Source organism: Pantoea sp. C8B4 (genome assembly GCF_051336905.1).
GTDB lineage: Bacteria > Pseudomonadota > Gammaproteobacteria > Enterobacterales > Enterobacteriaceae > Pantoea > Pantoea rwandensis_B.
Window position 1 is genome coordinate 40,030 of record NZ_JBGMNK010000020.1, and the last position, 25,885, is coordinate 65,914.

The 25,885-nt window shown below is 55.0% G+C and carries 23 protein-coding genes; 7 read left to right on the top strand and 16 right to left on the bottom strand.

Going from position 1 to position 25,885, the window contains the following annotated elements; all coding sequences use genetic code 11:
• Window positions 1-2 precede the first annotated feature (2 nt).
• Window positions 3-2,732 carry a two-component sensor histidine kinase BarA gene (barA, locus tag ACCW76_RS19015; RefSeq protein ID WP_436339770.1) on the top strand — a complete coding sequence of 910 codons (2,730 nt, stop codon included), beginning with the start codon at window positions 3-5 and terminating at the stop codon, window positions 2,730-2,732.
• A gap of 195 nt (window positions 2,733-2,927) precedes the next feature.
• On the opposite strand, the gene ACCW76_RS19020 is transcribed toward barA, so the two are convergent.
• The 6 genes from ACCW76_RS19020 to ACCW76_RS19045 form a co-directional block, all read right to left on the bottom strand.
• Window positions 2,928-4,067 carry a glycerate kinase gene (locus tag ACCW76_RS19020; protein WP_436339772.1) on the bottom strand — a complete coding sequence of 380 codons (1,140 nt, stop codon included), beginning with the start codon at window positions 4,065-4,067 and terminating at the stop codon, window positions 2,928-2,930.
• Between the two features lie 85 nt (window positions 4,068-4,152).
• Window positions 4,153-5,037 (bottom strand): 2-hydroxy-3-oxopropionate reductase, encoded by an 885-nt coding sequence (gene garR, locus ACCW76_RS19025; RefSeq protein ID WP_034823058.1) that lies wholly within the window; start codon window positions 5,035-5,037, stop codon window positions 4,153-4,155.
• Window positions 5,038-5,056: 19 nt separating this feature from the next.
• Window positions 5,057-5,824, bottom strand: coding sequence for a 2-dehydro-3-deoxyglucarate aldolase (garL, locus tag ACCW76_RS19030; RefSeq protein WP_436339774.1), 768 nt, complete (start codon window positions 5,822-5,824; stop codon window positions 5,057-5,059).
• 52 nt (window positions 5,825-5,876) lie between these two features.
• The gene (gene gudD / locus ACCW76_RS19035) at window positions 5,877-7,208 is read right to left on the bottom strand and encodes a glucarate dehydratase (protein WP_045816420.1); all 1,332 of its coding nucleotides are present in this window, start codon (window positions 7,206-7,208) and stop codon (window positions 5,877-5,879) included.
• Window positions 7,209-7,218: 10 nt separating this feature from the next.
• Window positions 7,219-8,565, bottom strand: a complete 1,347-nt coding sequence (locus tag ACCW76_RS19040) for an enolase C-terminal domain-like protein (protein WP_038645131.1) — start codon at window positions 8,563-8,565, stop codon at window positions 7,219-7,221.
• Window positions 8,566-8,574: 9 nt separating this feature from the next.
• Entirely contained in the window at window positions 8,575-9,921 is a 1,347-nt protein-coding gene (locus tag ACCW76_RS19045) for an MFS transporter (RefSeq protein ID WP_436339776.1), read from the bottom strand.
• A 506-nt stretch (window positions 9,922-10,427) separates the two neighbouring features.
• On the opposite strand from ACCW76_RS19045, the gene garD reads away from it, so the two are divergent.
• Window positions 10,428-11,987, top strand: a complete 1,560-nt coding sequence (gene garD, locus ACCW76_RS19050) for a galactarate dehydratase (protein ID WP_436339778.1) — start codon at window positions 10,428-10,430, stop codon at window positions 11,985-11,987.
• A gap of 126 nt (window positions 11,988-12,113) precedes the next feature.
• Here the strand turns inward: garD and ACCW76_RS19055 are convergent, their stop codons facing one another.
• The 4 genes from ACCW76_RS19055 to syd form a co-directional block, all read right to left on the bottom strand.
• On the bottom strand, window positions 12,114-12,560 hold the full coding sequence (locus tag ACCW76_RS19055) for a flavodoxin (RefSeq protein ID WP_038645126.1): 447 nt from the start codon (window positions 12,558-12,560) through the stop codon (window positions 12,114-12,116).
• A gap of 12 nt (window positions 12,561-12,572) precedes the next feature.
• A complete protein-coding gene (gene truC, locus ACCW76_RS19060) occupies window positions 12,573-13,352 on the bottom strand; it encodes a tRNA pseudouridine(65) synthase TruC (protein ID WP_045816417.1) in 780 nt (259 codons plus the stop codon).
• Window positions 13,352-13,678 carry a YqcC family protein gene (locus ACCW76_RS19065; protein ID WP_436339780.1) on the bottom strand — a complete coding sequence of 109 codons (327 nt, stop codon included), beginning with the start codon at window positions 13,676-13,678 and terminating at the stop codon, window positions 13,352-13,354. The genes truC and ACCW76_RS19065 overlap by 1 nt, the downstream gene beginning before the upstream one ends.
• 589 nt (window positions 13,679-14,267) lie before the next feature.
• Complete coding sequence (syd, locus tag ACCW76_RS19070) at window positions 14,268-14,816, bottom strand: SecY-interacting protein (RefSeq protein WP_436339781.1); 549 nt, start codon at window positions 14,814-14,816, stop codon at window positions 14,268-14,270.
• 62 nt (window positions 14,817-14,878) lie between these two features.
• Here syd and queF point away from each other — a divergent pair, with 62 nt between their 5' ends.
• From queF to xni, 3 genes are all read left to right on the top strand, one after another.
• Window positions 14,879-15,724, top strand: a complete 846-nt coding sequence (gene queF, locus ACCW76_RS19075) for an NADPH-dependent 7-cyano-7-deazaguanine reductase QueF (RefSeq protein WP_045816415.1) — start codon at window positions 14,879-14,881, stop codon at window positions 15,722-15,724.
• 186 nt (window positions 15,725-15,910) lie between these two features.
• The gene (gene ppnN / locus ACCW76_RS19080) at window positions 15,911-17,266 is read left to right on the top strand and encodes a nucleotide 5'-monophosphate nucleosidase PpnN (protein ID WP_034823077.1); all 1,356 of its coding nucleotides are present in this window, start codon (window positions 15,911-15,913) and stop codon (window positions 17,264-17,266) included.
• A gap of 38 nt (window positions 17,267-17,304) precedes the next feature.
• Window positions 17,305-18,060 carry a flap endonuclease Xni gene (gene xni / locus ACCW76_RS19085; protein WP_436339782.1) on the top strand — a complete coding sequence of 252 codons (756 nt, stop codon included), beginning with the start codon at window positions 17,305-17,307 and terminating at the stop codon, window positions 18,058-18,060.
• 514 nt (window positions 18,061-18,574) lie between these two features.
• Here xni and rlmM read toward each other — a convergent pair.
• From rlmM to ACCW76_RS19105, 4 genes are all read right to left on the bottom strand, one after another.
• A complete protein-coding gene (gene rlmM, locus ACCW76_RS19090; protein WP_045816413.1) occupies window positions 18,575-19,675 on the bottom strand; it encodes a 23S rRNA (cytidine(2498)-2'-O)-methyltransferase RlmM in 1,101 nt (366 codons plus the stop codon).
• Window positions 19,668-20,063, bottom strand: a complete 396-nt coding sequence (locus ACCW76_RS19095; protein ID WP_034823080.1) for a DUF423 domain-containing protein — start codon at window positions 20,061-20,063, stop codon at window positions 19,668-19,670. The genes rlmM and ACCW76_RS19095 overlap by 8 nt, the downstream gene beginning before the upstream one ends.
• Window positions 20,064-20,113: 50 nt before the next feature.
• Complete coding sequence (locus ACCW76_RS19100) at window positions 20,114-21,031, bottom strand: transcriptional regulator GcvA (protein ID WP_045816412.1); 918 nt, start codon at window positions 21,029-21,031, stop codon at window positions 20,114-20,116.
• A 410-nt stretch (window positions 21,032-21,441) separates the two neighbouring features.
• Window positions 21,442-21,666, bottom strand: a complete 225-nt coding sequence (locus ACCW76_RS19105) for a YgdI/YgdR family lipoprotein (RefSeq protein ID WP_034823084.1) — start codon at window positions 21,664-21,666, stop codon at window positions 21,442-21,444.
• Between the two features lie 208 nt (window positions 21,667-21,874).
• Between ACCW76_RS19105 and csdA the strand changes: the two genes are divergently transcribed.
• Window positions 21,875-23,080, top strand: coding sequence for a cysteine desulfurase CsdA (csdA, locus tag ACCW76_RS19110; protein ID WP_436339784.1), 1,206 nt, complete (start codon window positions 21,875-21,877; stop codon window positions 23,078-23,080).
• Window positions 23,081-23,084: 4 nt separating this feature from the next.
• A complete protein-coding gene (csdE, locus tag ACCW76_RS19115; RefSeq protein ID WP_045816410.1) occupies window positions 23,085-23,534 on the top strand; it encodes a cysteine desulfurase sulfur acceptor subunit CsdE in 450 nt (149 codons plus the stop codon).
• Here the strand turns inward: csdE and tcdA are convergent.
• Together tcdA and mltA are read right to left on the bottom strand one after the other, a co-directional pair.
• Window positions 23,522-24,328 carry a tRNA cyclic N6-threonylcarbamoyladenosine(37) synthase TcdA gene (gene tcdA / locus ACCW76_RS19120; RefSeq protein WP_045833720.1) on the bottom strand — a complete coding sequence of 269 codons (807 nt, stop codon included), beginning with the start codon at window positions 24,326-24,328 and terminating at the stop codon, window positions 23,522-23,524. The two genes, csdE and tcdA, sit on opposite strands and share 13 nt — an antisense overlap.
• Window positions 24,329-24,460: 132 nt before the next feature.
• Window positions 24,461-25,609, bottom strand: a complete 1,149-nt coding sequence (gene mltA / locus ACCW76_RS19125; RefSeq protein WP_034823090.1) for a murein transglycosylase A — start codon at window positions 25,607-25,609, stop codon at window positions 24,461-24,463.
• Between the last annotated feature and the right edge of the window lie 276 nt (window positions 25,610-25,885).

Here is a 25,885-nt window from a genome sequence, read left to right on the forward strand (position 1 = left end):
TTATGACCAAATATAGCCTGCGGGCGCGAATGATGATTTTGATACTGGCGCCAACGTTAATGATTGGTCTGCTGCTCAGTACCTTCTTCGTGGTGCACCGTTATAACGAATTACAACATCAGGTGCGCGATGCCGGATCGAACATTATTGAACCGCTGGCTGTCTCCAGCGAATACGGCATGACCTGGCACAATCGTGATGCGATTCGCGAGCTGGTCAGCCTGCTGCATCGTCGTCATTCCGATATTGTCCGTGCCATTACCATTTTCGACAACAACAATCACATCTACGTCACCTCGAACAACAACCAAAACCTCGCGTTATTGCAAAAAGAAGACATCTCGACGCTGGAAGATGGTGTATCGGTGGAGCGCCACGGCAATTTGATGGTGCTGCGAACCCCGATTATCTCCGAACGCTATTCCGTAGACGAACTGCCCGGTGAAGATGCCAAACCCGCGGGGAATCCGTTGGGGTATGTGGCAATTGAACTCGATCTGCAATCGGTGCGGCTGGAGCAGTACAAAGAGGTGTTTGTGGCCACTTTGCTCTTACTGTTTTGTTTGTGCATCGCCATGCTGTTTGCCTATCGTCTGATGCGCGACGTCACCGGTCCGATTCGGAACATGGTTTCCACCGTTGACCGCATCCGTCGCGGCCAACTCGACAGCCGCGTTGATGGCTACATGCTGGGCGAACTGAGCATTCTGAAAAACGGCATCAATGCCATGGCGATGTCGCTCACTGCCTATCACGAAGAGATGCAGCAGAATATCGATCAGGCCACCTACGATCTGCGTGAAACCCTGGAACAGCTGGAGATTCAAAACGTCGAGCTGGATTTGGCGAAGAAGCGCGCGCAGGAAGCGGCGCGTATCAAATCCGAATTCCTCGCCAATATGTCGCATGAGCTACGAACACCGCTCAACGGAGTGATTGGCTTTACCCGTCAGATGCTGAAAACCGGACTGAGCACCAACCAGCGCGATTATATGAGCACCATTGAGCGCTCGGCCAATAACCTGCTGAGCATCATCAACGATGTGCTGGATTTCTCGAAACTCGAAGCCGGCAAGCTGGTGCTGGAATCGATCCCCTTCCCGCTCCGCGCCACGCTGGATGAAACCCTGGTGCTGCTGGCACCTTCAGCACATGACAAAGGGCTGGAGATCACCGTTTGCCTGGAAAAACAGGTGCCGGATAATGTGATTGGCGACCCGCTGCGTTTACAGCAGATCATGATTAACCTGATTGGTAATGCCATTAAGTTTACTGAGCAGGGGCACATCGATTTGCGTGTTGAGCTGCGTAGCCTGAGCACCACGCGCGTTGAACTGGAAATTCAGGTACACGACACCGGCATTGGCATTTCTGAGCAGCAGCAGTCACAGCTGTTCCAGGCGTTCCGTCAGGCCGATGCGAGTATTTCCCGCCGCCACGGCGGCACCGGTTTGGGTCTGGTGATCACGCAAAAACTGGTGTCGGAGATGGGCGGAGAGATTGCGTTCCACAGCCGTCAAAATCAGGGATCCACTTTCTGGGTGCACGTTCATCTCGATCTCAATCCCAACGCGCCGCCCATCCCGCGCATGCTGGAAGATCTGCGCGCCATCCCGTTAGCCTATATCGAACCCCATGCCGCGGTGGCGAAAGCGGTGCAGGAGATGCTCAGCATCACGCCGCTGCAGGTTCAGCATTTCACTTCACTGGAAGCGCTGCCGGATACCCGCTTCCCGCTGTTGTTGATGGGATTGCCGGTGAACGATCCTCACCCCGCCACGCTGCCGGATGCGTTAATTCAGCGGCTGCGCGCACATGCCGATTCGGTACTGCTGGCGCTGCCCAGCGAGATGATGCTGTTCGCCGACGATTTGCGCGCACGAGGCATCGCCGGCTGTATCGCCAAACCCGTCTCACTGACGCGCTTGTTGCCGATGCTGCTGGATTTACACAGTTTGCATAACGATGCCTTACCGCTTAGTACCCGCCAGCCGCTAACGGTGATGGCGGTGGATGACAATCCTGCCAATCTGAAGTTAATTGGTGCGCTGCTGGAGGAGCAGGTTCAGCACATCATTCTGTGCGACAACGCGGAACAGGCCATTCGCCAGGCGCGTTTACACAAGCTGGATGTGATTTTAATGGATATCCAGATGCCGGATATCGACGGCATTCGCGCCAGTGAAATCATTCGCAGCCTGCCGCTGCATGCGAATACCCCGATTGTCGCGGTCACTGCACATGCACTGGATGGCGAGCGCCAGCAGCTGATTGGTGCCGGGATGAATGATTATCTGGCGAAGCCGATTGACGAAGGCAAACTGAGCCAACTGTTGCAGCGTTATGCCCCGAACCCCACGGCGGCACCCACACCGCAGCCAGATGTTGCGCCGTCGCTCGACTGGGCGCTGGCACTGCGTCAGGCCGCCAATAAACCAGACCTGGCTCGCGATCTGCTGCAGATGCTGCTGGATTTCCTGCCGGAAGTGGAGGCGCGCGTGGAGAGTTCTATGGCCAGTAATGATGTTAATGGCCTGCGCGAGATCATCCACAAGCTGCACGGCAGCGCCAGCTACAGCGGCGTGCCCAGACTGAAACAGCTGTGTCAGCAGCTGGAGAAGAGTTTGCATCAGGAGAGTGATATCGAAGCGCTGGAGCCGGAATTGCTGGAATTGAGTGATGAGATGGCGAACGTGGCGCGTGAGGCCAGGAAAGTGTTGGGCGTGGGATAAGGGAACGTTTCATGCCCTCTGCCACTCACCAAAGAGCGTTAATCGAGCCAGGTTTAAGAATGACTTGTCGCCTCCATCATCGCAACCAACGGTCCCCTCGCCCGATAATGGGAGAGGGTTAGGATGAGAGGGGCGCGCCTGTAAGGCCAGCCCCACATTGTTCACTGCCACGACATTGCGCGCGATCAGCCGCATCTATAAGGCCTGCCCCACCTTGATTGTTGCCGCCACATTGCGCGCGGTCAGTCGCACATTTTGCGCCGCATTGGCTAACGCATCCTCCAGCGAGCCAATACTGAACAGCACGCTGAATACCGCATCCAGCCCGTGCTGATGCACCACGCCAACATCTGCGGTTAAACTGCCCGCAATGCCAATCACCGGCTTGTTAAACTGCTTCGCCACCTTCGCCACACCAATCGGCACTTTGCCGTTAATCGTCTGGCTATCAATGCGTCCTTCGCCGGTAATCACCAGATCGGCATCTTGCACCTGATCCGCTAACCCAAGGGCTTCCGTGACGATCTCAATACCGCGACGCAGCTCGGCCTGGCAAAACGCATGCAGTGCCGCGCCCATGCCCCCCGCCGCACCGCCGCCCGCAATGTGCAGCACATCAATGTCTAAATCGCGATGGATAATCTCAGCGTAATGCGCCAGCGCGTTATCCAGTTGCTGCACCAGTTCCGGCGTGGCTCCTTTTTGTGGACCAAAGATCGCCGAGGCCCCCTCTTCACCGGTCAAAGGATTAGTAACATCGCAGGCCACTTCTATGCGGCACTGCTGAATACGTTTATCCAGCTGATCGATTTCAATCCGCGCCAGCTGCGGCAGTGCGCCGCCGCCAAAGGCAATCTCATTGCCCTGCTGGTCCAGCAAGCGAGCGCCCAGCGCCTGCATCATGCCGGATCCCCCATCGTTAGTGGCGCTGCCGCCAATACCAATAATGATGTGGTCAACACCGCGATCGAGCGCGTTTTTAATCAGCTCGCCGGTGCCAAAAGAGTTGGTGATCAGCGGGTCACGCTGCGCGGCCGGCACCAGTTCCAGACCGCTGGCTGCCGCCATTTCGATAAATGCGCTGCGTTCATCACCGGATAATCCGTAAAAAGCCTCAACCGGCGCGCCGAGCGGTCCGGTCACGGTTAATCTGACAATACTTCCTTGCGTCGCCGCCACCATGGCTTCTACCGTGCCTTCACCACCGTCGGCGACCGGTATTTTCACGTATTCGGCGTCGGGAAAAATCTCGCTAAATCCCGCTTCAATCGCCGCAGCCACTTCCAGGGCAGACAAACTCTCTTTATATGAATCCGGTGCGATGACAATTTTCATAGGCAATCCGAGCGCGATGGGTGACGGAATTCCGTCCTGCTAAAGCAGTGAGCAGTCCGGCATCCGCAGACACCGGACAGGCAAACTACCGGGTGATCTCGACCTGAGCTAATTTTTCATAATAGCAAGCCAGCGCACTATGGTCAGAAGTGCCCTTGCCGTCGACTTTCAGTGCCTGCATCATTTCCATCACCGCAGCCGTCAGCGGCAGATGCGCGCCAATGCCGTGTGAAGTGTCCAGCGCATTCGCCAAATCCTTGATGTGCAGATCGATGCGGAAGCCCGGCTTGAAGTTACGATCCAGCACCATTGGCGCTTTGGCATCCAGCACCGTGCTGCCTGCCAGCCCACCACGAATCGCCTGATAGACCAGTTCTGGGTTCACACCGGCTTTGGTTGCCAGCGACAGCGCTTCGGACATCGCCGCGATGTTCAGCGCCACAATCACCTGGTTCGCCAGCTTGGTCACGTTGCCTGCACCGATATCACCGGTGTGCACCACGGAACCCGCCATGGCTTTCATGATGTCGTAGCATTGGTCGAATACCGCTTTATCACCACCGACCATCACGGACAGCGTGCCCTCAATCGCTTTCGGCTCGCCACCACTGACCGGCGCATCCAGCATCTTGATGCCTTTTTCTGCCAGCGCATCGTGCACTTCACGGCTGGCCAGTGGCGCAATCGAACTCATGTCGATCACAATCAGGCCAGGCTTCGCGCCTTCGATAATCCCGTTGGCGCCGAGGCAAACCTCTTTCACCTGCGGTGAGTTCGGCACCATGGTGATCACCACATCAACCTGTTCGGCGACCTCTTTTGGCGTTTTCGCCACGGTGGCGCCCAGCTCCACCAGTTCAGCTTCGTTGCTAACGTTGTGGTCACGCACCACCAGCGAATAACCGGCTTTCACCAGGTTTTTACTCATCGGTTTGCCCATAATACCGAGGCCGATAAATCCAATTTTCATTGCCTTTCCCCTTCGTCAGTTATTGCTTAAATTTGTCGCACAGCGCCTGCGTGGCGTTGCGGAAAACACCCAGATCGCTGCCTACAGCAACGAATGTGGCACCCCATTCCAGATAACGGCGCGCATCGGCTTCGACCGGTGCCAGAATGCCGCTGGGTTTACCTGCTGCTTTGGCACGTTCAAAAATGTGTTTAATCACTTTCAACACTTCAGGATGCGCAGGCTGGCCGAGATAGCCGAGTGCGGCAGACAAGTCACCCGGGCCGACAAAAATGCCATCCACGCCGTCAACGGCAGCAATCGCATCGATGTTATCCACGGCCTGCTGAGTTTCGATTTGCACCAACACGGTGATGTTGTCATTGATGGTGGCGTTGTAATCCGGCAGCGTGCCGTACATGTTGCTACGATGCGAAACCGACACGCCGCGAATGCCCGCTGGCGGATAGCGCGTTGACGCTACGGCGCGAATCGCCTCTTCCTCGGTCTCCACAAACGGCACCAGGAAGTTATAGAAACCAATATCCAGCAGGCGTTTGATGATAATCGGCTCATTGCACGGCGGACGCACTACCGGCGCACTGTGGCTGCCCTTCAGCGCCATCAACTGCGGGATAAAGGTGGTGATGTCGTTCGGCGCGTGCTCGCCATCCAGCACCAGCCAGTCAAAGCCCGCCAGGCCCAGAACTTCGGTGGAAATCGGGCTAGCAAGCGCGCACCAGCTACCAATCAGGGTTTCCCCTGCCAGTAAACGGCGACGAAAAGTGTTCGGCCAGGCATTGCTCATTGTGATTACTCCAGTCGGTTACAACAGGCGCCCGCACGGAGCGCCGGAAACGTTAGCGCACCAGGCAAGGACGCTTGTTATCGAAAGTCCAATTCGGCACGAGGTACTGCATCGCTTGCGCATCATCACGCGCGCCCAAACCGTGTTTCTGATACAGCGCGTTGGCCTGCATCACCTGATCCATATCCAGCTCGACGCCGAGACCGGGTTTCTGCGGCACCTGTACCATGCCGCCTTTGATTTGGAACGGCTCTTTGGTCAGGCGCTGGTTGCCCTCCTGCCAAATCCAGTGGGTATCGATGGCGGTAATGGCGCCCGGCGCAGCAGCGGCCACGTGGGTGAACATCGCCAGCGAAATATCGAAGTGGTTGTTGGAGTGCGAACCCCAGGTCAGGCCGAAGTCGTGGCACATCTGCGCCACGCGCACCGAACCTTGCATGGTCCAGAAATGCGGGTCGGCCAGCGGGATGTCCACCGATTGCAGCGACAGCGTGTGGCCCATTTGACGCCAGTCGGTGGCAATCATGTTGGTGGCCGTTGGCAAACCGGTGGCACGGCGGAATTCCGCCATCACTTCACGGCCAGAGTAGCCTTGCTCAGCGCCACACGGATCCTCCGCATACGCCAGCACGCCTTTGAGTTGCTTACCGAGCAGAATCGCTTCATTCAGCGACCAGGCACCGTTAGGATCGAGCGTCACGCGTGCCTGCGGGAAGCGTTTCGCCAGCGCCGTCACGGCTTCGGCCTCTTCACCACCACGCAGCACGCCGCCTTTCAGTTTGAAATCGTTGAAGCCATATTTTTCATAGGCGGCTTCGGCAAGACGCACTACGGTATCTGGCGTCAATGCCTCTTCATGACGCAGGCGATACCAGTCGCATTTCTCATCTTCCTGGCTCTGATAAGGCAGCGAGGTTTTCTTACGATCGCCGACGTAGAACAGGTAACCCAGCATCTCCACGCGATCGCGCTGCTGACCATCACCGAGCAACGAGGCAACGTTGACGCCCAGATGCTGACCGAGCAAATCCAGCAGTGCCGCTTCAATGCCGGTCACTACATGGATGGTGGTACGCAGGTCAAAGGTTTGATTGCCGCGTCCGCTGGAGTCGCGGTCGGCAAAAGTGCTGCGGACCAGATTGAGGATGTTCTTGTACTCACCCACGGTTTTCTGCACCACCAGCGCCGCCGCGTCTTCCAGCGTCTGACGAATCTTCTCTCCACCGGGAATTTCACCCACGCCAGTGTGGCCCGCGTTATCCTTGATGATGACGATATTACGGGTGAAGAACGGTGAATGTGCGCCGCTCAAATTCAGCAACATACTGTCGTGACCCGCCACCGGAATGACCTGCAGCGACGTAATTTTCGGGGTCTGACTCATTTCCTGCTCCTTATGCATGACGACGTCCAAAAGCCGGACGCTTGCGGTCGAATGACCAACCGGGAACCAGATACTGCATCGCGGTGGCGTCATTACGCGCACCCGCCGGCAGAGATTTGTAGAGGGCATTGGCCTGATGCAGACGATCCCAATCCAACTCGACACCGAGACCGGGTTTATCCGGCACGGCAATCTTGCCGTTGCGGATTTGCAGCGGCTCTTTAGTGAGGCGCTGATCGCCTTCCTGCCAAATCCAGTGGGTATCGATAGCTGTCGGTTTGCCCGGTGCGGCAGCGCCAACGTGGGTAAACATCGCCAGCGAAATGTCGAAGTGGTTGTTGGAGTGGCAACCCCAGGTTAAGCCCCAGTCGTCGCACAGTTGCGCCACGCGCACCGCACCGCTCAGCGTCCAGAAGTGCGGATCGGCCAGCGGGATATCCACCGAATTGAGCATCACCGCGTGATTCATCTCACGCCAGTTGGTGGCGATCATATTGGTGGCGACCGGCAATCCAGTGGCGCGTCGGAACTCCGCCATCACTTCACGGCCGGAATAACCCTGTTCGGCACCGCACGGATCTTCGGCGTAGGTCAGCACATCACCCATGCCTTTGCACAAGCCAATCGCTTCATCCAGCGTCCAGGCGCCGTTGGGATCGACGGTGATGCGTGCATCCGGGAAACGCTTTTTCAGCGCGGCAGCGGATTCAATCTCCTGCTCGCCCGGCAATACGCCGCCCTTCAGTTTGAAATCTTTAAAGCCGTATTTGTCCTGCGCCGCTTCGGCTAAACGCACCACCGCTTCCGGCGTTAAGGCTTCCTGATGGCGCAGGTGATACCAGTCATGGCTGGCACCTTCGCCCGTCAGGTACGGTAAATCGGTTTTACGACGATCGCCGAGATAGAACAGATAACCGAGTACCGTGACTTCATCGCGCTGCTGTCCCGGCCCGAGCAGTTCTGCCACCGGCACGCCCAGACATTGGCCCAGTAAATCCAGCAGTGCGGCTTCCAGCGCCGCCACCGCGTTGACGCGCAGTTCGAAGGTCCAGGCCCCTTTGCCGAAGGTATCGAAATCCGCCGACTGATTGCCTTTGTGCACCTGCTGCACCAGGCGGTTCATGCGCGCCACCTGCTGGCCTTTGACCTGTGGAATCGCCTCTACCAGGGTTTGGTAAATGGTTTCGCCACCCGGCGCTTCACCGACGCCGGTATGACCATCACTGTCGGTCAATACCACAATGTTGCGGGTGAAGCAGGCGCTATGCGCTCCACCAATGTTCAGCAACATGCTGTCGTAACCGGCAACCGGAATCACCTGCATATCGGTGATCACCGGGCTACTTTGCGTATTCATAGTTCGTCCTTATGCTCGGTGTTTCAGTTCAATACGTTTGATATCACCCGTAATGAACAGGAAGCTAAACGCAGCGACAAAGGCGTGGATGCCGACGTAAATCAGCGCACCTTCGAAAGAACCGGAAGCGGCGATGATGTAGCCGATAGCAATGGGCGTGACGATGCCGGAGAAGTTGCCGAACATGTTGAACAAGCCACCGCTCAATCCACTGATCTCTTTCGGTGCGGTATCTGCCATCACCGCCCAGCCCAGCGCACCGATGCCCTTGCCGAAGAACGCCAGCGCCATAAACAGCACCACTACCCACTCAGTTTCGGTGTAGTTACACATCACCATGCTGATGGAGAGCAGCATGCCGACCACAATTGGCGTCTTACGCGCAATATTCAGCGAGCCAGTTTTGCGCATCAGGTAATCGGAAATCACGCCACCTAACACACCACCGAGGAAGCCACAGATAGCGGGAATCGAGGCGATCATGCCTGCTTTCAGAATCGACATGCCGCGTGCCTGCACCAGATACACTGGGAACCAGGTGATAAAGAAGTAGGTCAGCGCGTTAACGCAGTATTGTCCGAGATAGATACCCCACATCATGCGAGTCGAGAGCAGCTGTTTGATTTGATACCATTTCTCATCCCAGCTCACTTTACGGTCGGCTTTTTTGGCATCCATATTGATCAGCGCGCCGCCCTGCTCCATGTACTCCAGCTCAGCCTTATTCACGCCCGGATGATTGTTCGGATCGTGCATGAACTTCAGCCAGACGAAGCTGAGAATGATGCCTAGACCGCCCATAAACCAGAACACGTGCGCCCAGCCCACTTCGGCCACCAGCCAGCCCATGATCGGGGCGAAAATCACCGTAGCGAAATACTGTGCCGAGTTGAAAATCGCGACGGCGGTACCGCGCTCTTGCGCCGGGAACCAGGCTGCCACAATGCGGCTGTTACCCGGGAAGGAAGGTGCCTCCGCCAGACCAACCAGAAAGCGCAGCAGGAACAGTGAGATCACGATGCCGAAGCCACTGAACAGGTCAACAAAGCCTTGCAGCAGGGTAAAAAGCGACCAGAGGAAAATACTCCAGAAGTAAACGCGTTTTGAGCCAAAGCGGTCGAGCAGCCAGCCGCCAGGAATTTGTCCAATAACGTAAGCCCATGAGAAGGCGGAGAAGATATATCCCAGACCGACCGAATCGAGGCCGATATCTTTAGACATCGCGGAACCGGCAATCGAAATGGTTGCACGGTCACCGTAGTTGAATGAAGTGACGATAAATAACATCACCACAATCCAGTAACGGGCGTTGGTGCGTTTTTGCACCGCTTCCGCTGTCTGGCTGAAACAATTCATGATGCACTCCTGAAATATAGCGAACGCTACATCCACTCTGACTGCATACACATCGCGTTGGGTATCAGAATGATGTCGGGTTAAACACGGCGATTGTTGTTATGGCAAAACGATGATGCGTCGTGACAAATAACCAAACGTTGAAGAACGAGAATCAGTATAGGAACAGCTCCACCACGAGGCATTGGAAGAAAGCATGATGATGAGCATTGATTCATGCTGTTTTTATGGCAATTGCACATATCCCTGCGGCGTAGCTCACGGAACCTGATTTTTCACCCATGAATTGATTAAGAAGCAGCCAGCTAACCTGCTCTTTGTGAGACTGTTCACTTGTATTTGGATAAACGAACCAAACTCAGGTAATAAAACCCCGAAAAGCCAGTCAGTTGCACAATGCGCAGGCCAATACCCCTGCATATACTGAGGCTGGCAAAAAATGATGACGTGATAGAAGCATTTACAACGCGCTGCCATGCACAGCGCGACGCACTGGAAGGTGAGCAATGAACCGACCGCTAACAGAGAAACCGCTTTATATAAAAGTACACGATGCCGACAACGTGGCGATCGTGGTCAACAACCAGGGATTGACGGCTGGCACTCGCTTTGAAGATGGCCTGCAGCTGACGGAACATGTCCCGCAGGGACATAAAGTGGCGCTGGTGGATATTCCTGAAAACGGCGTCATCCTGCGCTATGGCGAAGTGATTGGCACCGCCTTGCGCCCGATTGCGCAAGGGAGCTGGATTGAAGAATCGCTGGTGGCGCTACCCGAAGCGCCTCCGCTCAACAGTTTGCCACTGGCGAACAATGTGCCCCCCGCTCTGCCACCGCTCGAAGGTTACACCTTTGAGGGTTATCGCAACGCCGATGGCAGCGTAGGAACACGCAATCTGCTCGGTATCACCACCAGCGTGCACTGTGTGGCTGGCGTAGTGGATTACGTGGTGCAAATGATCGAGCGCGATCTGCTGCCACGCTATCCCAACGTTGATGGCGTAGTGGCACTGAATCATCTTTATGGCTGTGGTGTGGCGATTAATGCGCCCGCTGCGGTGGTGCCGATCCGCACTATCCATAACCTCGCGCTGAACCCCAATTTTGGGGGTGAAGTGATGATTGTCAGTCTCGGCTGCGAGAAATTACAGCCGGAGCGTCTGCTGACCGGCACGCCGGATGTGCAGGCCATCTCGCTGGATGATCATGACATTGTGCGTTTGCAGGATGAACGGCATGTAGGTTTCGGCGCGATGGTCGATGAAATTCTCCAGGTGGCTGAGCGCCATCTGAAAAAACTGAATCAGCGCCAGCGCGAAACCTGCCCGGCCTCAGAACTGGTGATTGGCACGCAGTGCGGCGGCAGCGATGCGTTTTCCGGCGTGACGGCCAATCCGGCAGTCGGTTTTGCCTCGGATTTGCTGGTGCGCTGCGGCGCCACCGTGATGTTTTCTGAGGTCACCGAGGTGCGTGATGCAATACATCTGCTGACGCCGCGCGTGGTCGATGAAAATGTGGGTAAACGTCTGCTGGAAGAGATGGCGTGGTATGACGATTATCTCAGCCAGGGCCAAACCGACCGCAGCGCCAATCCCTCGCCGGGTAATAAGAAAGGCGGGCTGGCGAACGTGGTGGAGAAAGCGCTGGGATCGATTGCCAAATCAGGACGCAGTCCGATTGTAGAAGTGCTGTCACCCGGACAGCGCCCGACTCAACGCGGTTTAATCTACGCGGCGACACCGGCCAGTGATTTTGTCTGCGGCACCCAGCAGATGGCGTCAGGTATTACCTTGCAGGTGTTTACTACTGGACGCGGCACACCCTACGGTTTGGCTGCGATTCCGGTGATTAAAATGGCGACGCGCAATGCGCTGGCTGAGCGCTGGCACGATCTGATGGATATCAATGCGGGCACCATTGCTACCGGCGAGGAGAGTATTGAGCAGGTGGGCTGGCGGTTGTTTGAGTTGATACTGGATATCGCCAGTGGTCGCAAACAAACCTGGTCCGATCGCTGGGGCATTCGCAATCAGCTGGCGGTGTTTAATCCGGCACCGGTGACCTGATGGTCATCTGCCCCTCTCCCAACATCGGAGAGGGGAACAATCTGGGGGGCCTGAAAAATCATCACCTCATTTTCAGGCTCTTTAGATTGCCTATGGTCGCTTGCAAGAGCCAACGCGAAGGCAGAACTACAGCAGTTTACCCCAGCTCTCAACCCACGGCGTGGTCACAGATTCAGGCTCTGGATCTTCAGTGGCATCCACCAGCAACACATCACCGATGCGCTTGGCGCTTTGTTCCTGCAGGGTGGCATCAAAGGTTTTGCCCGCACCGCAGAAGTTTTCATAGCTGCTGTCACCCAGCGCAATCACGCCGTAGCGCAACGCTGGCTGATACCCCACTTCATCGCGTACCTGCACATACAAGCGGGCAATATTGTCCGGGAAGTCGCCCTGCCCAGTGGTGGAGGTGACAATCAGAATAACCTCCTGGCTGTAAGCCTGCCAATCCGCCAGTGAGGCATCCTCAAAAACTTTAACTTCGTGGCCCTGCTCTTCCAGTACCGGCTGCGCTTCTTCCGCCACCAGCAATGCATTGCCGTAAACCGTACCTGTAAAAATGCCAATCTTTGCCATCTTGCCGCTCCTTTATTCTGTTGGCTTATCCTGGACTGCCTCGTCGGCAAACTCAACCCTGGGAACCTCAGGGATCTGATCCTGCCAGCCAAACTGTTGCAGCATGCCTTGCCAGACGCGATCGAGCCCGGCGCGAATCACCAGAGGTTCCCCGGTGACCGGATGCGTCAGGCTCAGCGCACTGGCATGCAGCATCAATCGATTCATACCAAAGTGCTCTGCTGCACCCCGATTCTGCCGCAAATCACCATGGGCGCTATCGCCAATAATCGGGTGACGCAGATGCACCATATGGCGGCGAAGCTGATGTTTACGGCCGGTATGCGGCGACATCTCCACCAGGGTATAACGCGCGCTGTCGTAACGGCTGATCGCCACCGGCATTTCTACTTGCGCCAGTGAGCGATAATCAGTGACGGCAGGCTGCGCGGTACGTTCCTGAGTCGCGAACTTATCGGCAATCTTATCCAGCTCTTCGACCAGCGGATAATCGAGCGTCGCGCTGCCATCCAGCCAACCTCGCACCACCGCGTGGTAGGTCTTCTGCATTTTATGCTGCTCGAACTGCTGTGACAGTAAATGCGCCACTTCGCTGGAGAGCGCCATTAACAGCACGCCGGAGGTGGGGCGATCGAGGCGATGCACGGTAAATACGTGCTGACCAATTTGATCGCGTACCGTTTGCATCACCACCACTTTTTCGTCGCGATCGAGCCAACTACGATGCACCAGCCAGCCGGAAGGTTTGTTGACGGCGACCAGCCATTCATCTTGATAAAGGATTTCCAGCATTAAGAGGTCGGGTCCTGAAAAAGCGCATCGAACTGGCCTAATGTCAGCAACAGGACCGCATGGCCGGGTGTGGTGGCAAGTAACGCCACTTCATAGTAAGGCGTTACAGAGAAATTTTGCGGAAGCGGCGCACCGGCTTCGATTAATGCATGGAAACGTGGGATGAGTACCCACTGCAGCCACTCCAGCGGCTCCATGGTATTGAGGCAAAAAGGCTCGGTACTGGCGAAGGCTGCCGGCTCAGGGGATTGCGTCTGCCAGTGGCCGTGTTCGCGCATCACCGCTTCGATCTGCTGCAGCTGTTGAATAATCATTTGCGACGACATACGCCACCTCCAGAGAAAAATTGGGCGGCAAGCATACCATTAGTCGTTCAACGTGCAAAAAAGGCATAAAAAAAGGGAGCACTGTGATTACAGTGCTCCCGGTTTCGTTCGCAGCATTCCCGCCACCGCTGTGCTCCCTGCTCATCCATGACAACTCGTCCTCTGCTTTCCATTGCCTGTCATCGTGACAGTTATCCTTAGCATCCTGGCCCACCACAATCCGCGTGGCTCTCATTCTCCGTCCTGGAGGTGTCCCTGACTCAATCCTGAGTGTCCTGCTTCATCCAGAAGCTTTCCATGTGCCGTAAACTCCGTTACGTTCCCGCCTCCTGGCTGACATTCTCCTGAACGTCTCTTCATCCCCAGCATCCTGCCAGTGGTGACTATTCTGTCAGAAACCATCGTAATAACAAGTTAGTAAGACGCGTTAATAGATTTCTCACACTACTAATTTTAGGAGTGATGCCATAAGCTTATGATTCACAATATTTTTACATCCTTGTTTTCCGGATGGCTGCAAAATGATCTAGCGATCTCTCACACCTAATGTGAGAGATCTCTTACAAACCTCGCCAGCGAAGTCTGTCACTCAGGCACTAACCGGTTGTAAATCATTAAGAAATATCTTAATGCTCGCAGCCAGTACCTGACGCTTTTTACTGCCAGGCTGTTCCAGAATCACTTCACCGGAAAGGTTACACAGAGCAATCACATCCTGCTCCGATTCAGTCGTCGCAATGAATAATGTTGGACTCTGTCTTAAGCGGCGCTTCATGACCAGATGTCCAATCAGATTCTCCTGCAAGCGGGTAAAGTCTGATTCGCTCCACACCTGTAACAAGGTAATCTGCTGCTGCTGAAAGGTTGCGGTCATATCCCCGGCAAACTGCGACGTGTAAAAAGCACTGATTTCCGATTGCAACTGGATATCCAGTGCACGCTCAACCGCTTCCAGCGTAGCTGGCAAGGTGAACGGTTGTGGTTGCCACAACACACGATCATCCAGTGTGCTGACGATACAGGGGGATGGCACCCCCAGTAGATCCGTGCTTGCCGGCAGATGTCCAGCCTGCTGCTGCCAATGTTGCACATAACGGGCGGTAAACTCACGCAGGGCGTCTGCGGTTTGTTGCATCATTCTTCTTCTCGCTTGTGATCGGTTACACTTAGCCACTTTGATGGAATTTAGTGGTAACCGATATGTCTTCTGAAAACCGCGATCAGGCGTTAAGCGGCCTGACGTTAGGTAAGCCCACGGCTTATGTTGATCGTTACGATAACACGCTGCTGCAATCGGTGCCGCGCAGCCTGAATCGCGAACCGCTGGGGCTCTACCCGGATAATCTGCCGTTCCAGGGCGCAGATATCTGGACGCTGTACGAACTCTCCTGGCTCAACAGCAAGGGCGTGCCGCAGGTGGCGGTGGGCGAAGTGGTGCTGCGCGCTGATAGCGAAAACCTGATCGAGTCCAAGAGCTTTAAGCTCTATCTTAACAGCTTTAACCAGACGCGTTTCGCGGACTGGGGCGACGTGCGCCAGACACTCGAGCGTGATCTGCGCGCCTGCGCTAATGGCGAAGTCAGCGTGGCACTGTTCCGTCTGGGCGAAGTGGAAGGCCAGCCAATCGGCCATTTCAATGGCGATGTTATCGACGAGCAGGATATCGAGATTCACGACTATGCTTTTAACGCCGATTATTTAGCGCAGGCTGCGGGCAGTGAAGTGGTGGAAGAAACGCTGGTGAGCCATTTGCTGAAATCCAACTGTTTGATCACCCATCAGCCTGATTGGGGTTCCGTAATGATTCGCTACAAAGGCCCACGTATCGATCGTGAAGCCCTGCTGCGTTACCTGATCTCATTCCGTCAGCACAATGAGTTCCATGAACAGTGCGTTGAGCGCATTTTCAACGACATTCAACGCTTTTGCCAACCAGAATCCCTGACCGTTTATGCACGTTATACGCGCCGTGGTGGACTGGATATTAATCCGTGGCGCAGCAACGTTCCCTTCTCTCCTGGGTTTTCCCGCCTGGTACGTCAGTAACAGATTGCGAGACGCCTCGCAGGCCGCAGCACGGATGCGCGGTTCCACTTGAGCATTCACTGCGGACAACGTTACTCTGTCAAAGGCGCTAAGGTTTAAACCTGCGTTCCGAAGGATTTTCGTCACTGCGTTCAGCAAGTTAAGCGCAGCGTCACCCGTCACGCATTTGCGTGTAAAGGAGTTCTCTTGATTACACATATCAGCCCGCTTGGCTCAATGGATCTGCTCTCCCAGTTGGAAGTCGACATGCTGAAGCAAACGGCCAGCAGCGACCTTTACCAGCTTTTTCGCAACTGCTCACTCGCGGTGCTCAACTCCGGCAGCCAGACCGACAGTAGTCAGGAACTGCTCTCCCGTTTTGAAAATTTCGACATCAACGTGCTGCGCCGTGAGCGCGGCGTCAAACTCGAACTGATTAATCCGCCGGAAGAAGCCTTTGTTGATGGCCGTATTATCCGCTCATTGCAGGCCAACCTGTTTGCCGTGCTACGCGATATTCTGTTTGTGAATGGCCAGCTTGAGCGCAGCGATCAGAAAAACGCTGACGATTCCGCTCACATCACGAATCAGGTGTTTTCAATTCTGCGTAACGCGCGTGCGCTGCACATTGGTGAATATCCCAATACCGTGGTGTGCTGGGGTGGTCACTCGATTAACGCAGTGGAGTATCAGTATTGCCGCAATGTCGGCACACAAATGGGCCTGCGTGAACTCAACATCTGCACCGGCTGTGGGCCTGGCGTGATGGAAGCGCCGATGAAAGGTGCCGCGGTGGGCCATGCACAGCAACGCTACCACGACAGTCGTTTCATTGGCCTGACCGAACCGTCAATTATCGCGGCTGAGCCACCAAATCCGCTGGTGAATGAACTGATCATCATGCCGGATATCGAAAAGCGTCTTGAGGCGTTTGTGCGTATTGCGCATGGCATCGTGATCTTCCCGGGTGGTGTCGGCACCGCAGAAGAGTTGCTGTATCTATTGGGGATCCTGATGAATCCACACAACAGCGACCAGGTCCTGCCGCTGATTCTCACCGGCCCGAAAGAGAGCGCCGACTACTTCCGGGTGCTGGATGATTTCATCGTTAATACGCTGGGTGAAACCGCACGTAAGCACTACAAGATCATCATTGATGATGCTGCTGAAGTGGCACGTCTGATGAAGAAGGCCATGCCGCAGGTCAAAGAGTATCGTCGCGAAACTGGCGATGCCTACAGTTTTAACTGGTCGATTCGCATCGCGCCAGAGTTGCAGGTACCGTTTGTACCGACGCACGAAAACATGGCTAACCTGAAACTGTTCCCGAACCAGCCAGCGGAAAAACTGGCTGCAGATTTGCGTCGCGCTTTCTCTGGTATTGTTGCCGGCAACGTTAAAGAGGTTGGCATTCGCGAGATCCGCGAGAAAGGGCCTTACAAACTGCACGGCGACGCCGACATTATGCATCGCATGGATGAACTGCTGCAGGGCTTCGTCGCTCAGCAGCGTATGAAGTTGCCAGGCAGCGCCTACATCCCCTGCTACGAAATCATTAAATAACCCATCAGGAAGGCAGCCTGCGGGCTGCCACTATCACTATGTCGTTTCATCTTCTGATTATTGATGCGCTGAACCTGATCCGCCGTTTGCATGCCGTGCAAGGCACGCCCTGCCGCGAAGCCTGCATCGCAGCGCTGCATCAGCTATTAGGCCACACGCAACCGACGCACGTCGTCGCGGTATTTGATAGCCACGATCGTCACCCTGGCTGGCGACATCAGCTGCTACCCGACTACAAAGCGGGTCGCCCACCGATGCCGGATGATTTGCAGATGGAGATGCCCGTTATCCAGCAGGCCTTTGAGGCTGTCGGCGTGCGTTGCTGGGTCGCCGATCTCGATGAAGCCGACGATCTCGCCGCCACGCTGGCGGTGAAAATGGCCGATGCCGGACATCAGGCAACTATCGTCTCCACCGACAAAGGTTATTGCCAGCTTTTAGCGCCGAATATCCGCATCCGTGATTATTTCCAGAAACGCTGGCTGGACGTGCCTTTCATCGAGCACGAGTTTGGCGTCACGCCTGCACAATTACCTGATTACTGGGGATTGTGCGGCATCAGCAGTAGCAAAATTCCCGGCGTCACCGGCATTGGCTCTAAAAGCGCCCGCGATTTACTCACGCAGTTCGGCACCCTTGAAGCTATTTATCAGCAGTTCGACCAGATTCCTGAAAAGTGGCAGAAAAAATTGCGCGATCATCAGCAGATAGCTGAGATTTGCCGCCAGGTCTCAACGCTTAAACGCGATTTGGTCTTGCAGGGGAATTTAAATACGTTGCGGTATAAGGCGTGAATGCCGGGTGCAGCACCCCAGCCTGGTAAACTCACCAATCTCTCGACAGGTGATAGGTGATAGGTGATAGGTGATAGGTGATAGGTGATAGGTGATAGGTGCAAAAAATTGCGCCGCTATGATGATACCCCCGGAGATCCTGCGAAATAATTTGTGCTACAGCAAGGCGGCAAGTGCGTGAGTCCCCGGGACCATACGCCAGTATGTGACCGGGGCGAACAAACGCAGCCAACGCCGCTGTAGTGCAAAGTATGAAGCAGGATCGGCAAGTTCGTGAGTCCCCGGGACCATACATCGGTATGTGACCGGGGCGAACAAGCGCAGCCAGCGCACCTGTGGTCCGAAACAAGACGGGGGGATTTAACTGAGTTAATACAGTGCGCAGAATTTCCCTAAATAATTCGTGTCACAGGAAGGCGGCAAGTTTATTAAGTCCCCAGGAGCATACATCAGTATGTGACTGGGGCGTATAAACGTAGCCAACGCATCTGTGGCGCGAAGTATGACGGGAAATTTAGCGTTCGTCGCGACGGCCGCCTACTGCTGCCCAAAGCCGGCGCACATGCACGGTAATCTCTTCACGGTCGTGGTACAGCTGGCGCGCCTGAATCTGGGCATTCACTCCCTTCTCTTTCAACGCCGCATCCATCATAGCCAGATTTTGCGTGACCTCTTCATAACGCTTTTTCATTGGCAATTTGAGGTTGAAGATTGCTTCACGGCACCAGCCGTTGACCAGCCACTCCGTCATCAAACTGGCGACGCGAACGGGTTTTTCCACCATGTCACACACCAGCCAGCTGATGTTATTGCGCGATGGGCGGTATTTGAAACCATCTTCACGGCAGTGAGTGACTTGCCCGGTATCCATGAGGCTGGGCGCCATCGGACCGTTATCTACGGCGTACACCCACATGCTGCGTTTGACCAGTTGATAAGTCCAGCCGCCAGGGCAAGCACCCAGATCCACGGCATACATGCCGCTGCCCAAACGCTCATCCCACTCATCGGCCGGGATGAAGACATGAAAGGCTTCCTCCAGTTTCAGCGTTGAACGGCTTGGCGCATCCGACGGGAACTTGAGGCGCGGTATCCCCATATAGAACGGGGAGTTGTTCTCTGGCAGCGAATAACCGACATAGCAGGTACCCGGAGCAATAAAGAACACATGTATCACAGGGCGTTTCGGCGACTCGTAGTTGAGCAGGATTTTACTCTCACGCAGGCTGGCGCGCAGCGGCACGGTTAACTTACGGCAGAACTTGGTCAGTTCTTTCGCTTCATTAGTATCCGGCACTTCAACGCGCAGCTCACCGCCCTTCTCCACCACACCCGTTAACATGCCGACAATCGGGGTAATACGATCTTCTGGCGGTAAATCGCGCAGCAGTTCGCCTACCACCAGCATCTGACGGGCAAAAATCAGCTCGGCAAACGGCAGTGTTTGAATCAGCTTTTCCGCATCTTCCTGCTGATAGCACTCATAGAGCACGTAGCCGGAATCATCTTTAACGCGGGCAAAACCGTATACTTCGCGCTCAGCGGCTTTGGCACTGATCTCCGCCGCACACTCTTTCTCAAAGCCAGGACGGCAATAGAGTAAAACTTTATTCATGGCGATCCGCCTTTCGTTTAAGACGCAATGCGCCAATCAACATCAAGAACCAGCCAATCAGGAAAAACAATCCTCCCACTGGCGTAACAAAAACCCAAAACTTCAAGTGCGACAGCGCTAAGCAATAAAGGCTGCCACTGAATAACACTGTGCCGAGCGCCAGCGCGGCGCTGCTCCAGTAAAACCAGATATTGGCGCGGCGCAGCATGGCTGCACCCAGACCGATCACCGCCAATGTGTGATAGGCCTGATATTCAAGACCGGTATGGATCCACGCCATTTCCGCCGGGCCGAGCGATTTGCTCAGCACGTGTGCCCCAAAAGCACCAAAGGCCACCAGCAGAAATCCGCTGATGGCGGCAAACACAAACATGGCACGACTGGACATTCATTGTTCCTCAGGATGAAACTGCACATCACTGTGCAGCACTCAACGCGTTAGTGATCGTAGCGAAAGCGGAATTTTTCTTGTTCAGCTGCGGCTTTTTCCAGGATCCACTGACGAAAGGCGGCTATTTTACCCAGTTCTGCCTGGCTGTCATGACAAACCAGATAAAAAGCGTTTTTACTGACTAACACGTCATTAAATGGACAGACCAGCCGTCCAGCTTCAATTTCACTCTGCGCCATTACATTATTAGCCAGCGCCACGCCCTGGCCGTGAATCGCCGCCTGAAGCACCATCGCGCTATGGCTGAAGATCGGGCCCTGCTGCACATTAATGTGCTGCAATCCTAGCTGACGGATATAGGATTGCCAGTCCCGGCGCGAAGCATCATGCAGCAGCGTAAAGTGCGCCAGATCGGCGGGCGTTTTAAGCGGATGGTCGCCAGTCAGAAACATGGGCGAGCAGACCGGCAGCAAATATTCGGCATACAGTTTCTCAACGCGCAGGCCCGGCCAGTTACCGCGCCCATAGAAAATCGCCACATCAACATCATCGGCCAGTTTCTCTTCATCACGGTCCACCGCCTGAATACGCACATCGATGCCCGGATAAGCCATATTAAAGCTGGAAAGACGTGGCACCAGCCATTGAATGGCAAAGCTGGGCAACAGACTGACGGTTAAGGCACCCTTCGCGCTGCGCGCCTGAAGTTTACGCGTCGCATCGTTGATAGCCGAGAAGATCTCTTTAATATCCAGATAGTAGCTTTGACCTTCTTCTGTCAGTAAAAGCGAACGATTCCTCCGTCGAAATAGCTTAAGACCGAGGAAATCTTCCAGAGATTTAATCTGGTGGCTAACAGCTGCCTGGGTGACAAACAGCTCTTCAGCGGCTTTTGTAAAGCTTAAATGGCGGGCTGCAGCATCGAAGACGCGTAAAGCATTAAGCGGTGGAAGGCGTTTAGACATGGTTTTCCATCAGCGGATTCACAAGGTAACAGTCCGACTTATACAAGGTCGTTACGTATTAGTTATTTTAATCCGAGACATTATAATTTGTCCGTTGAGGAAGCTCCAGCAAATACCTATAGTTGCCGCACTTCCTGAGCCGGAACGAAAAGATTTCTGGAAACGTGCGAGAGATCGCAGACTTTTGGAGAGCTTTTGGCTTGTGGTCGTGATGTTGTGTTTGCATTTTGATCTGACGATTGCAGATCAAACTTTTAATTCCTGTAGATTTACCCTGTCTGTCCAAGTGATTTTATGTAGCACCGCAAATTGCGGTGCTTTTTTTTGTCCTACACATCCCTGTGTACCCCCATTAGGGCCGTCACTGAAGCGACGTAAAAATTTCTCCGGGAAATTTTTTGGCTTGCTGCTTACTGACCCATCTCAACCATCTCTTTCACATCTGTACGATTGATCTGCTGCTCGTTGCCATTGGCATCTTTATAACTGATCATACCGGTTTCATCGTCAACTTTCGGTTTCCCGTCCGCTACAATGGTGCGACCATCATTGGTATGCATGACATAATTGCTGGAACAAGCAGCCAGGGTAAAGGCCATGGTACACACGGCCAGCACTGCGGCGAGTTTTTTCATCTTCTATCTCCTTGCAGATTGATTGCATTAAACCACCCGCAAGCGCTGACCAGAGGCAGCAAAAAGTGAAATCGACTGGTTAAGGTCGATTCGTTATGCGGGTTGCGGTTCAAACCTTGCAATAATTAGCATAACGCGCTTTTCCAGCTTTGCCAGCGAATCGGCCGGGTTTCAGCCTGGTCCTAAAATTGAACACAGTGGGTTTCGTATGACCATCTTCTCCCCAACCGCCTTCCGTGCGCAGTTTCCTGCATTAAGCGATGCGGGCGTTTATCTTGATAGCGCAGCCACTGCCCTAAAGCCTCAGGCGGTGATCGACGCCACGTCGCAGTTCTATAGCTTGAGCGCAGGTACCGTGCATCGCAGCCAGTTTAAATCAGCACGCGACCTGACGGAGAAGTATGAACAGGCGCGCGGCCGGGTGGCCAAATGGCTGCAGGCGGGTGATGACCGCCAGATTGTCTGGACGCGTGGCACCACGGAGGCTATCAATCTGGTAGCCAACAGCTGGCTGGCACCGCGCTTACAACCCGGTGATGAGATTGTGGTGAGCGAGGCGGAGCATCACGCCAATCTGGTGCCGTGGTTAATGGTGGCGCAAGCTGCTGGCGCGAAGGTGGTGAAATGGCCGATTGGTGCAGATCGTCTACCCGATATCCGCTTGCTGCCTGATTTGCTTAATGCACGCACTAAGCTGCTGGCGATTGGGCAAATGTCGAATGTCACCGGTGGCTGTCCGGATCTGGCACAGGCGATTACCCTGGCACACCATGTTGGCGCCAAAGTGATGGTAGATGGCGCACAGGGCGTGGTGCATGCTCCCCCCAACGTTCAGGCGCTGGACATCGACTTTTATGCCTTCTCCGCGCATAAGCTGTATGGCCCAATGGGCATCGGCGCGCTATATGGCAAAGCCGAGTTGCTGGACGAGATGGATGCGTGGCAAGGCGGCGGCAAAATGCTGACGCACGTCGACTTCGATGGCTTTACACCGCAGGCGGTGCCATGGCGGTTCGAAGCGGGCACACCCAATGTTGCTGGTGTGGTGGGCCTGAGCGCGGCGCTGGAATGGCTGTCGCATCACCACGCTGAAAAAGCAGAGATGTGGAGCCAGCAGCTGGCCAGCCTCGCCGAAGAGCAATTAAGCGAGATTACCGGCTTCCGCAGTTTTCGTTGTGGTAATGCCAGTCTGCTGGCGTTTGATATCGCGGAGATTCATCACAGCGATATTGTCACGCTGCTGGCAGAACAAGACATCGCCCTGCGCGCCGGACAGCATTGTGCCCAGCCATTAATGGCGGCACTGGGTGTCAGTGGCACCTTGCGCGTGTCATTCGCGCCCTATAATAATTTGCAGGATGTAGATGCGCTGGTGCGCGCCATGCATCATGCCGTAGACCTGTTGAGTGAATAACGTTATGACTACCCTGATCGGCCCACATCCTTTTGGCGATGTGATTACTGAAGCCAGCCTGACCGAAAAGTTTACCCATTTTCATCAGTGGGAAGATCGCTATCGCCAGTTGATCCAGCTCAGCCGCCAGTTGCCCGTTCTGGAAGATGAGGTGAAGACGGCAGCTATTGAGCTGAGCGGTTGCGAAAATCGTGTCTGGCTGAGCAGCCAACGGCTGCCGAACGGCACGCTGCACTTTTACGGTGACAGTGAAGGCCGCATCGTACGCGGTTTGCTGGCGGTGCTGCTGACGGCGGTGGAAGGCAAAACGCCAGCGGATCTGTTAGCACAAGATCCGCTGGCGTTGTTTGATACCTTAGGCCTGCGTGCGCAGCTTAGCGCCTCGCGCAGCAGTGGTTTAAAGGCGTTAGCAGATGCAGTGCAGCGCCACGCGCGGACACATCAAGCCGCCTGACGCGCCGCGCGTGCAAGGAATTTTTTCAACGCGTGCGAGACTGCGATAAAACCAAAAGTGGCGGTCACCATAGTGGCCGCACCGAAGCCCGCCGCACAGTCCATGCGTTTGGGGCCATCAGCGGTACTTTTCGAACTACAGACGCTGCCATCCAACTGCGGATAGACCAGTGCCTCAGTGGAAAATACGCAATCAATCCCTAGCTTGCCTTTGCTGTTCTTGATGACGCCAAAATCACTTTTCAGACGCTCACGCAGTTTCGCCGCCAGCGGATCCTGAATGGTTTTGGCTAAATCGCTGACCTGAATCTGCGTCGGATCGATCTGCCCGCCCGCACCGCCAGTGGTGATCAACGGAATCTTGTTACGGCGACACCAGGCAATCAACGCCGCTTTCGGGCGCACGCTGTCAATCGCATCAATCACGTAATCGAAACCCGCTGACAGTAACTCAGCGGTGTTATCCGGCGTGATGAAATCATCAATACAGATCACTTCGCACTCAGGGTTTATGGCGCGAATACGCTCCGCCATCACCTCGGTTTTCGCTTGTCCTACTTTGCCTTGCAGAGCGTGGATCTGGCGATTGGTGTTGGTAATGCAGACGTCGTCCATATCGATCAGCGTGATTTTACCAATCCCGGTGCGCGCTAACGCTTCGGCAGACCACGAACCGACACCGCCTATACCAATCACACAAAAATGGGCGTCGGCAAAACGCTGCAGCGCCTCTTCCCCATACAGACGTGCCGTACCGCCAAAACGTTGCCGCCAGGCATCGCTGACTACTTTCATATCAAACCTTTTGATGCGGTGCGCATGAATGCGCACCCTACAGAAACAGTGATGGACGCATTGGATCGCGAAGACTGTCGACCCATGGCAAATCAGCTGAATACTCCCGCTGATTTGCCGCAGGGAAGAATATCAATTCGCCCCGATAATCAGTGAACCATTATTGCCATTTTGCGGATTGCTGAACAGCGGCTGTCCTGCACCTGGCGCGGCTTTCAGCACCCAAACGCGTCCATAGTGGTTGTAGAATCCGGCAAGGTGCGCAGCGTCCGGACCGACACCCTGATAGATGTCGAAGTGCTGGCCTTTAATCGCCCCACCCACATCCAGTGCCACCATCAGGCGCATCTCATACTTGCCGTTAAATTTGCCCTTCTCGTTCAACTGCGGCACTTCCGCTAACAATGCCGTGCCTGCGGGAATCAATGAACGATCGGATGCCACCGAGGCTTTGGCAATCAGCGGCACCGCACTGGCACCGCGCACCGGCACGTACTCTTCCGGCTTAAAGAACACGAAGGATTGGTTGGTTTCCAGCACATCACGCACTTGTTCCGGCGTATGTTCCTGTGCCCACTGACGAATCGCCTGCATCGACATATCTTCACGCTTCACTTCACCGCGATCGATCAGCTCTTTGCCGATGCTGTGATAGGCCCAGCCATTTTTGCCGCCATAGCCGAAGAAGCGCAGTGGACGACCGTCACCGAAGTCAACGTAACCGCTGCCCTGCACGTCCATCATAAAGTTGTCGATCAGCGAGTTGCTCCAGGCAATCACGTAACGATCATCAAGTCCGCCACTGTATATAGAAGCACGGCTCGGCAACTTCTGACCGCGCGTGCGCGGTGGCATGCGGTAAATGGGATACTGGAACTCTCCCTGACGCGTGTAGCGTGCTTCCACCACTGGCGTGTAGTAGCCGGTAAACTGCACGTTACCGTAGTTATCGGTGCCTTCCATCTGATAAGCGTTAAGGCCAAACTGGCTCAGCTGACGGGTATCCGCGCCGGAGAGCAACCAGTTCTGGATGGCGCTGTAAGTGCCGGTGTTGCGGCTGTATAAGCCGCTTGAGGCACTCTGAATCTGCTGGATCTGCACACCAAAATCTCTGCCATTCACCGGACGCCCTTTGGCATTCGGTTCATTGACCAGCCCGAGCGGTTGCTCCAGCTTGCCATCGATATATTGCTGACCACGGTCAGTCGGTTTAGAACTACAACCCGCTAACAGCGCGAGAAACGCGCCAGTAAGTGCATACTTCGCCCAATGTCCTTTCATCACTTTCTCTTTTTCTCGGTTGTTTGCACCGCGACGATAGCAAAGGGGCAGAGAGAATGAAATCCGCCACGAGATACCGCGCTCACATCTGTACAATTAATCGCCCAATGGCACTATTAATCACCAACTGGCTGTAAATTTAAGGCTTTAACACAAAAAGGGGTTGCATCGCCGCGCGTCGAGAGTATAGTGCGCATCCACGGACGCGGGGTGGAGCAGCCTGGTAGCTCGTCGGGCTCATAACCCGAAGGTCGTCGGTTCGAATCCGGCCCCCGC

Excerpts from the sequence above, each read along its gene's own strand:
- barA (WP_436339770.1), top strand. The coding sequence starts at position 3 with ATGACCAAATATAGCCTGCGGGCGCGAATGATGATTTTGATACTGGCG.
- ACCW76_RS19020 (WP_436339772.1), bottom strand. The coding sequence starts at position 4,067 with ATGAAAATTGTCATCGCACCGGATTCATATAAAGAGAGTTTGTCTGCC.
- garR (WP_034823058.1), bottom strand. The coding sequence starts at position 5,037 with ATGAAAATTGGATTTATCGGCCTCGGTATTATGGGCAAACCGATGAGT.
- garL (WP_436339774.1), bottom strand. The coding sequence starts at position 5,824 with ATGAGCAATGCCTGGCCGAACACTTTTCGTCGCCGTTTACTGGCAGGG.
- gudD (WP_045816420.1), bottom strand. The coding sequence starts at position 7,208 with ATGAGTCAGACCCCGAAAATTACGTCGCTGCAGGTCATTCCGGTGGCG.
- ACCW76_RS19040 (WP_038645131.1), bottom strand. The coding sequence starts at position 8,565 with ATGAATACGCAAAGTAGCCCGGTGATCACCGATATGCAGGTGATTCCG.
- ACCW76_RS19045 (WP_436339776.1), bottom strand. The coding sequence starts at position 9,921 with ATGAATTGTTTCAGCCAGACAGCGGAAGCGGTGCAAAAACGCACCAAC.
- garD (WP_436339778.1), top strand. The coding sequence starts at position 10,428 with ATGAACCGACCGCTAACAGAGAAACCGCTTTATATAAAAGTACACGAT.
- ACCW76_RS19055 (WP_038645126.1), bottom strand. The coding sequence starts at position 12,560 with ATGGCAAAGATTGGCATTTTTACAGGTACGGTTTACGGCAATGCATTG.
- truC (WP_045816417.1), bottom strand. The coding sequence starts at position 13,352 with ATGCTGGAAATCCTTTATCAAGATGAATGGCTGGTCGCCGTCAACAAA.
- ACCW76_RS19065 (WP_436339780.1), bottom strand. The coding sequence starts at position 13,678 with ATGTCGTCGCAAATGATTATTCAACAGCTGCAGCAGATCGAAGCGGTG.
- syd (WP_436339781.1), bottom strand. The coding sequence starts at position 14,816 with ATGATGCAACAAACCGCAGACGCCCTGCGTGAGTTTACCGCCCGTTAT.
- queF (WP_045816415.1), top strand. The coding sequence starts at position 14,879 with ATGTCTTCTGAAAACCGCGATCAGGCGTTAAGCGGCCTGACGTTAGGT.
- xni (WP_436339782.1), top strand. The coding sequence starts at position 17,305 with ATGTCGTTTCATCTTCTGATTATTGATGCGCTGAACCTGATCCGCCGT.
- rlmM (WP_045816413.1), bottom strand. The coding sequence starts at position 19,675 with ATGAATAAAGTTTTACTCTATTGCCGTCCTGGCTTTGAGAAAGAGTGT.
- ACCW76_RS19095 (WP_034823080.1), bottom strand. The coding sequence starts at position 20,063 with ATGTCCAGTCGTGCCATGTTTGTGTTTGCCGCCATCAGCGGATTTCTG.
- ACCW76_RS19100 (WP_045816412.1), bottom strand. The coding sequence starts at position 21,031 with ATGTCTAAACGCCTTCCACCGCTTAATGCTTTACGCGTCTTCGATGCT.
- ACCW76_RS19105 (WP_034823084.1), bottom strand. The coding sequence starts at position 21,666 with ATGAAAAAACTCGCCGCAGTGCTGGCCGTGTGTACCATGGCCTTTACC.
- csdA (WP_436339784.1), top strand. The coding sequence starts at position 21,875 with ATGACCATCTTCTCCCCAACCGCCTTCCGTGCGCAGTTTCCTGCATTA.
- csdE (WP_045816410.1), top strand. The coding sequence starts at position 23,085 with ATGACTACCCTGATCGGCCCACATCCTTTTGGCGATGTGATTACTGAA.
- tcdA (WP_045833720.1), bottom strand. The coding sequence starts at position 24,328 with ATGAAAGTAGTCAGCGATGCCTGGCGGCAACGTTTTGGCGGTACGGCA.
- mltA (WP_034823090.1), bottom strand. The coding sequence starts at position 25,609 with ATGAAAGGACATTGGGCGAAGTATGCACTTACTGGCGCGTTTCTCGCG.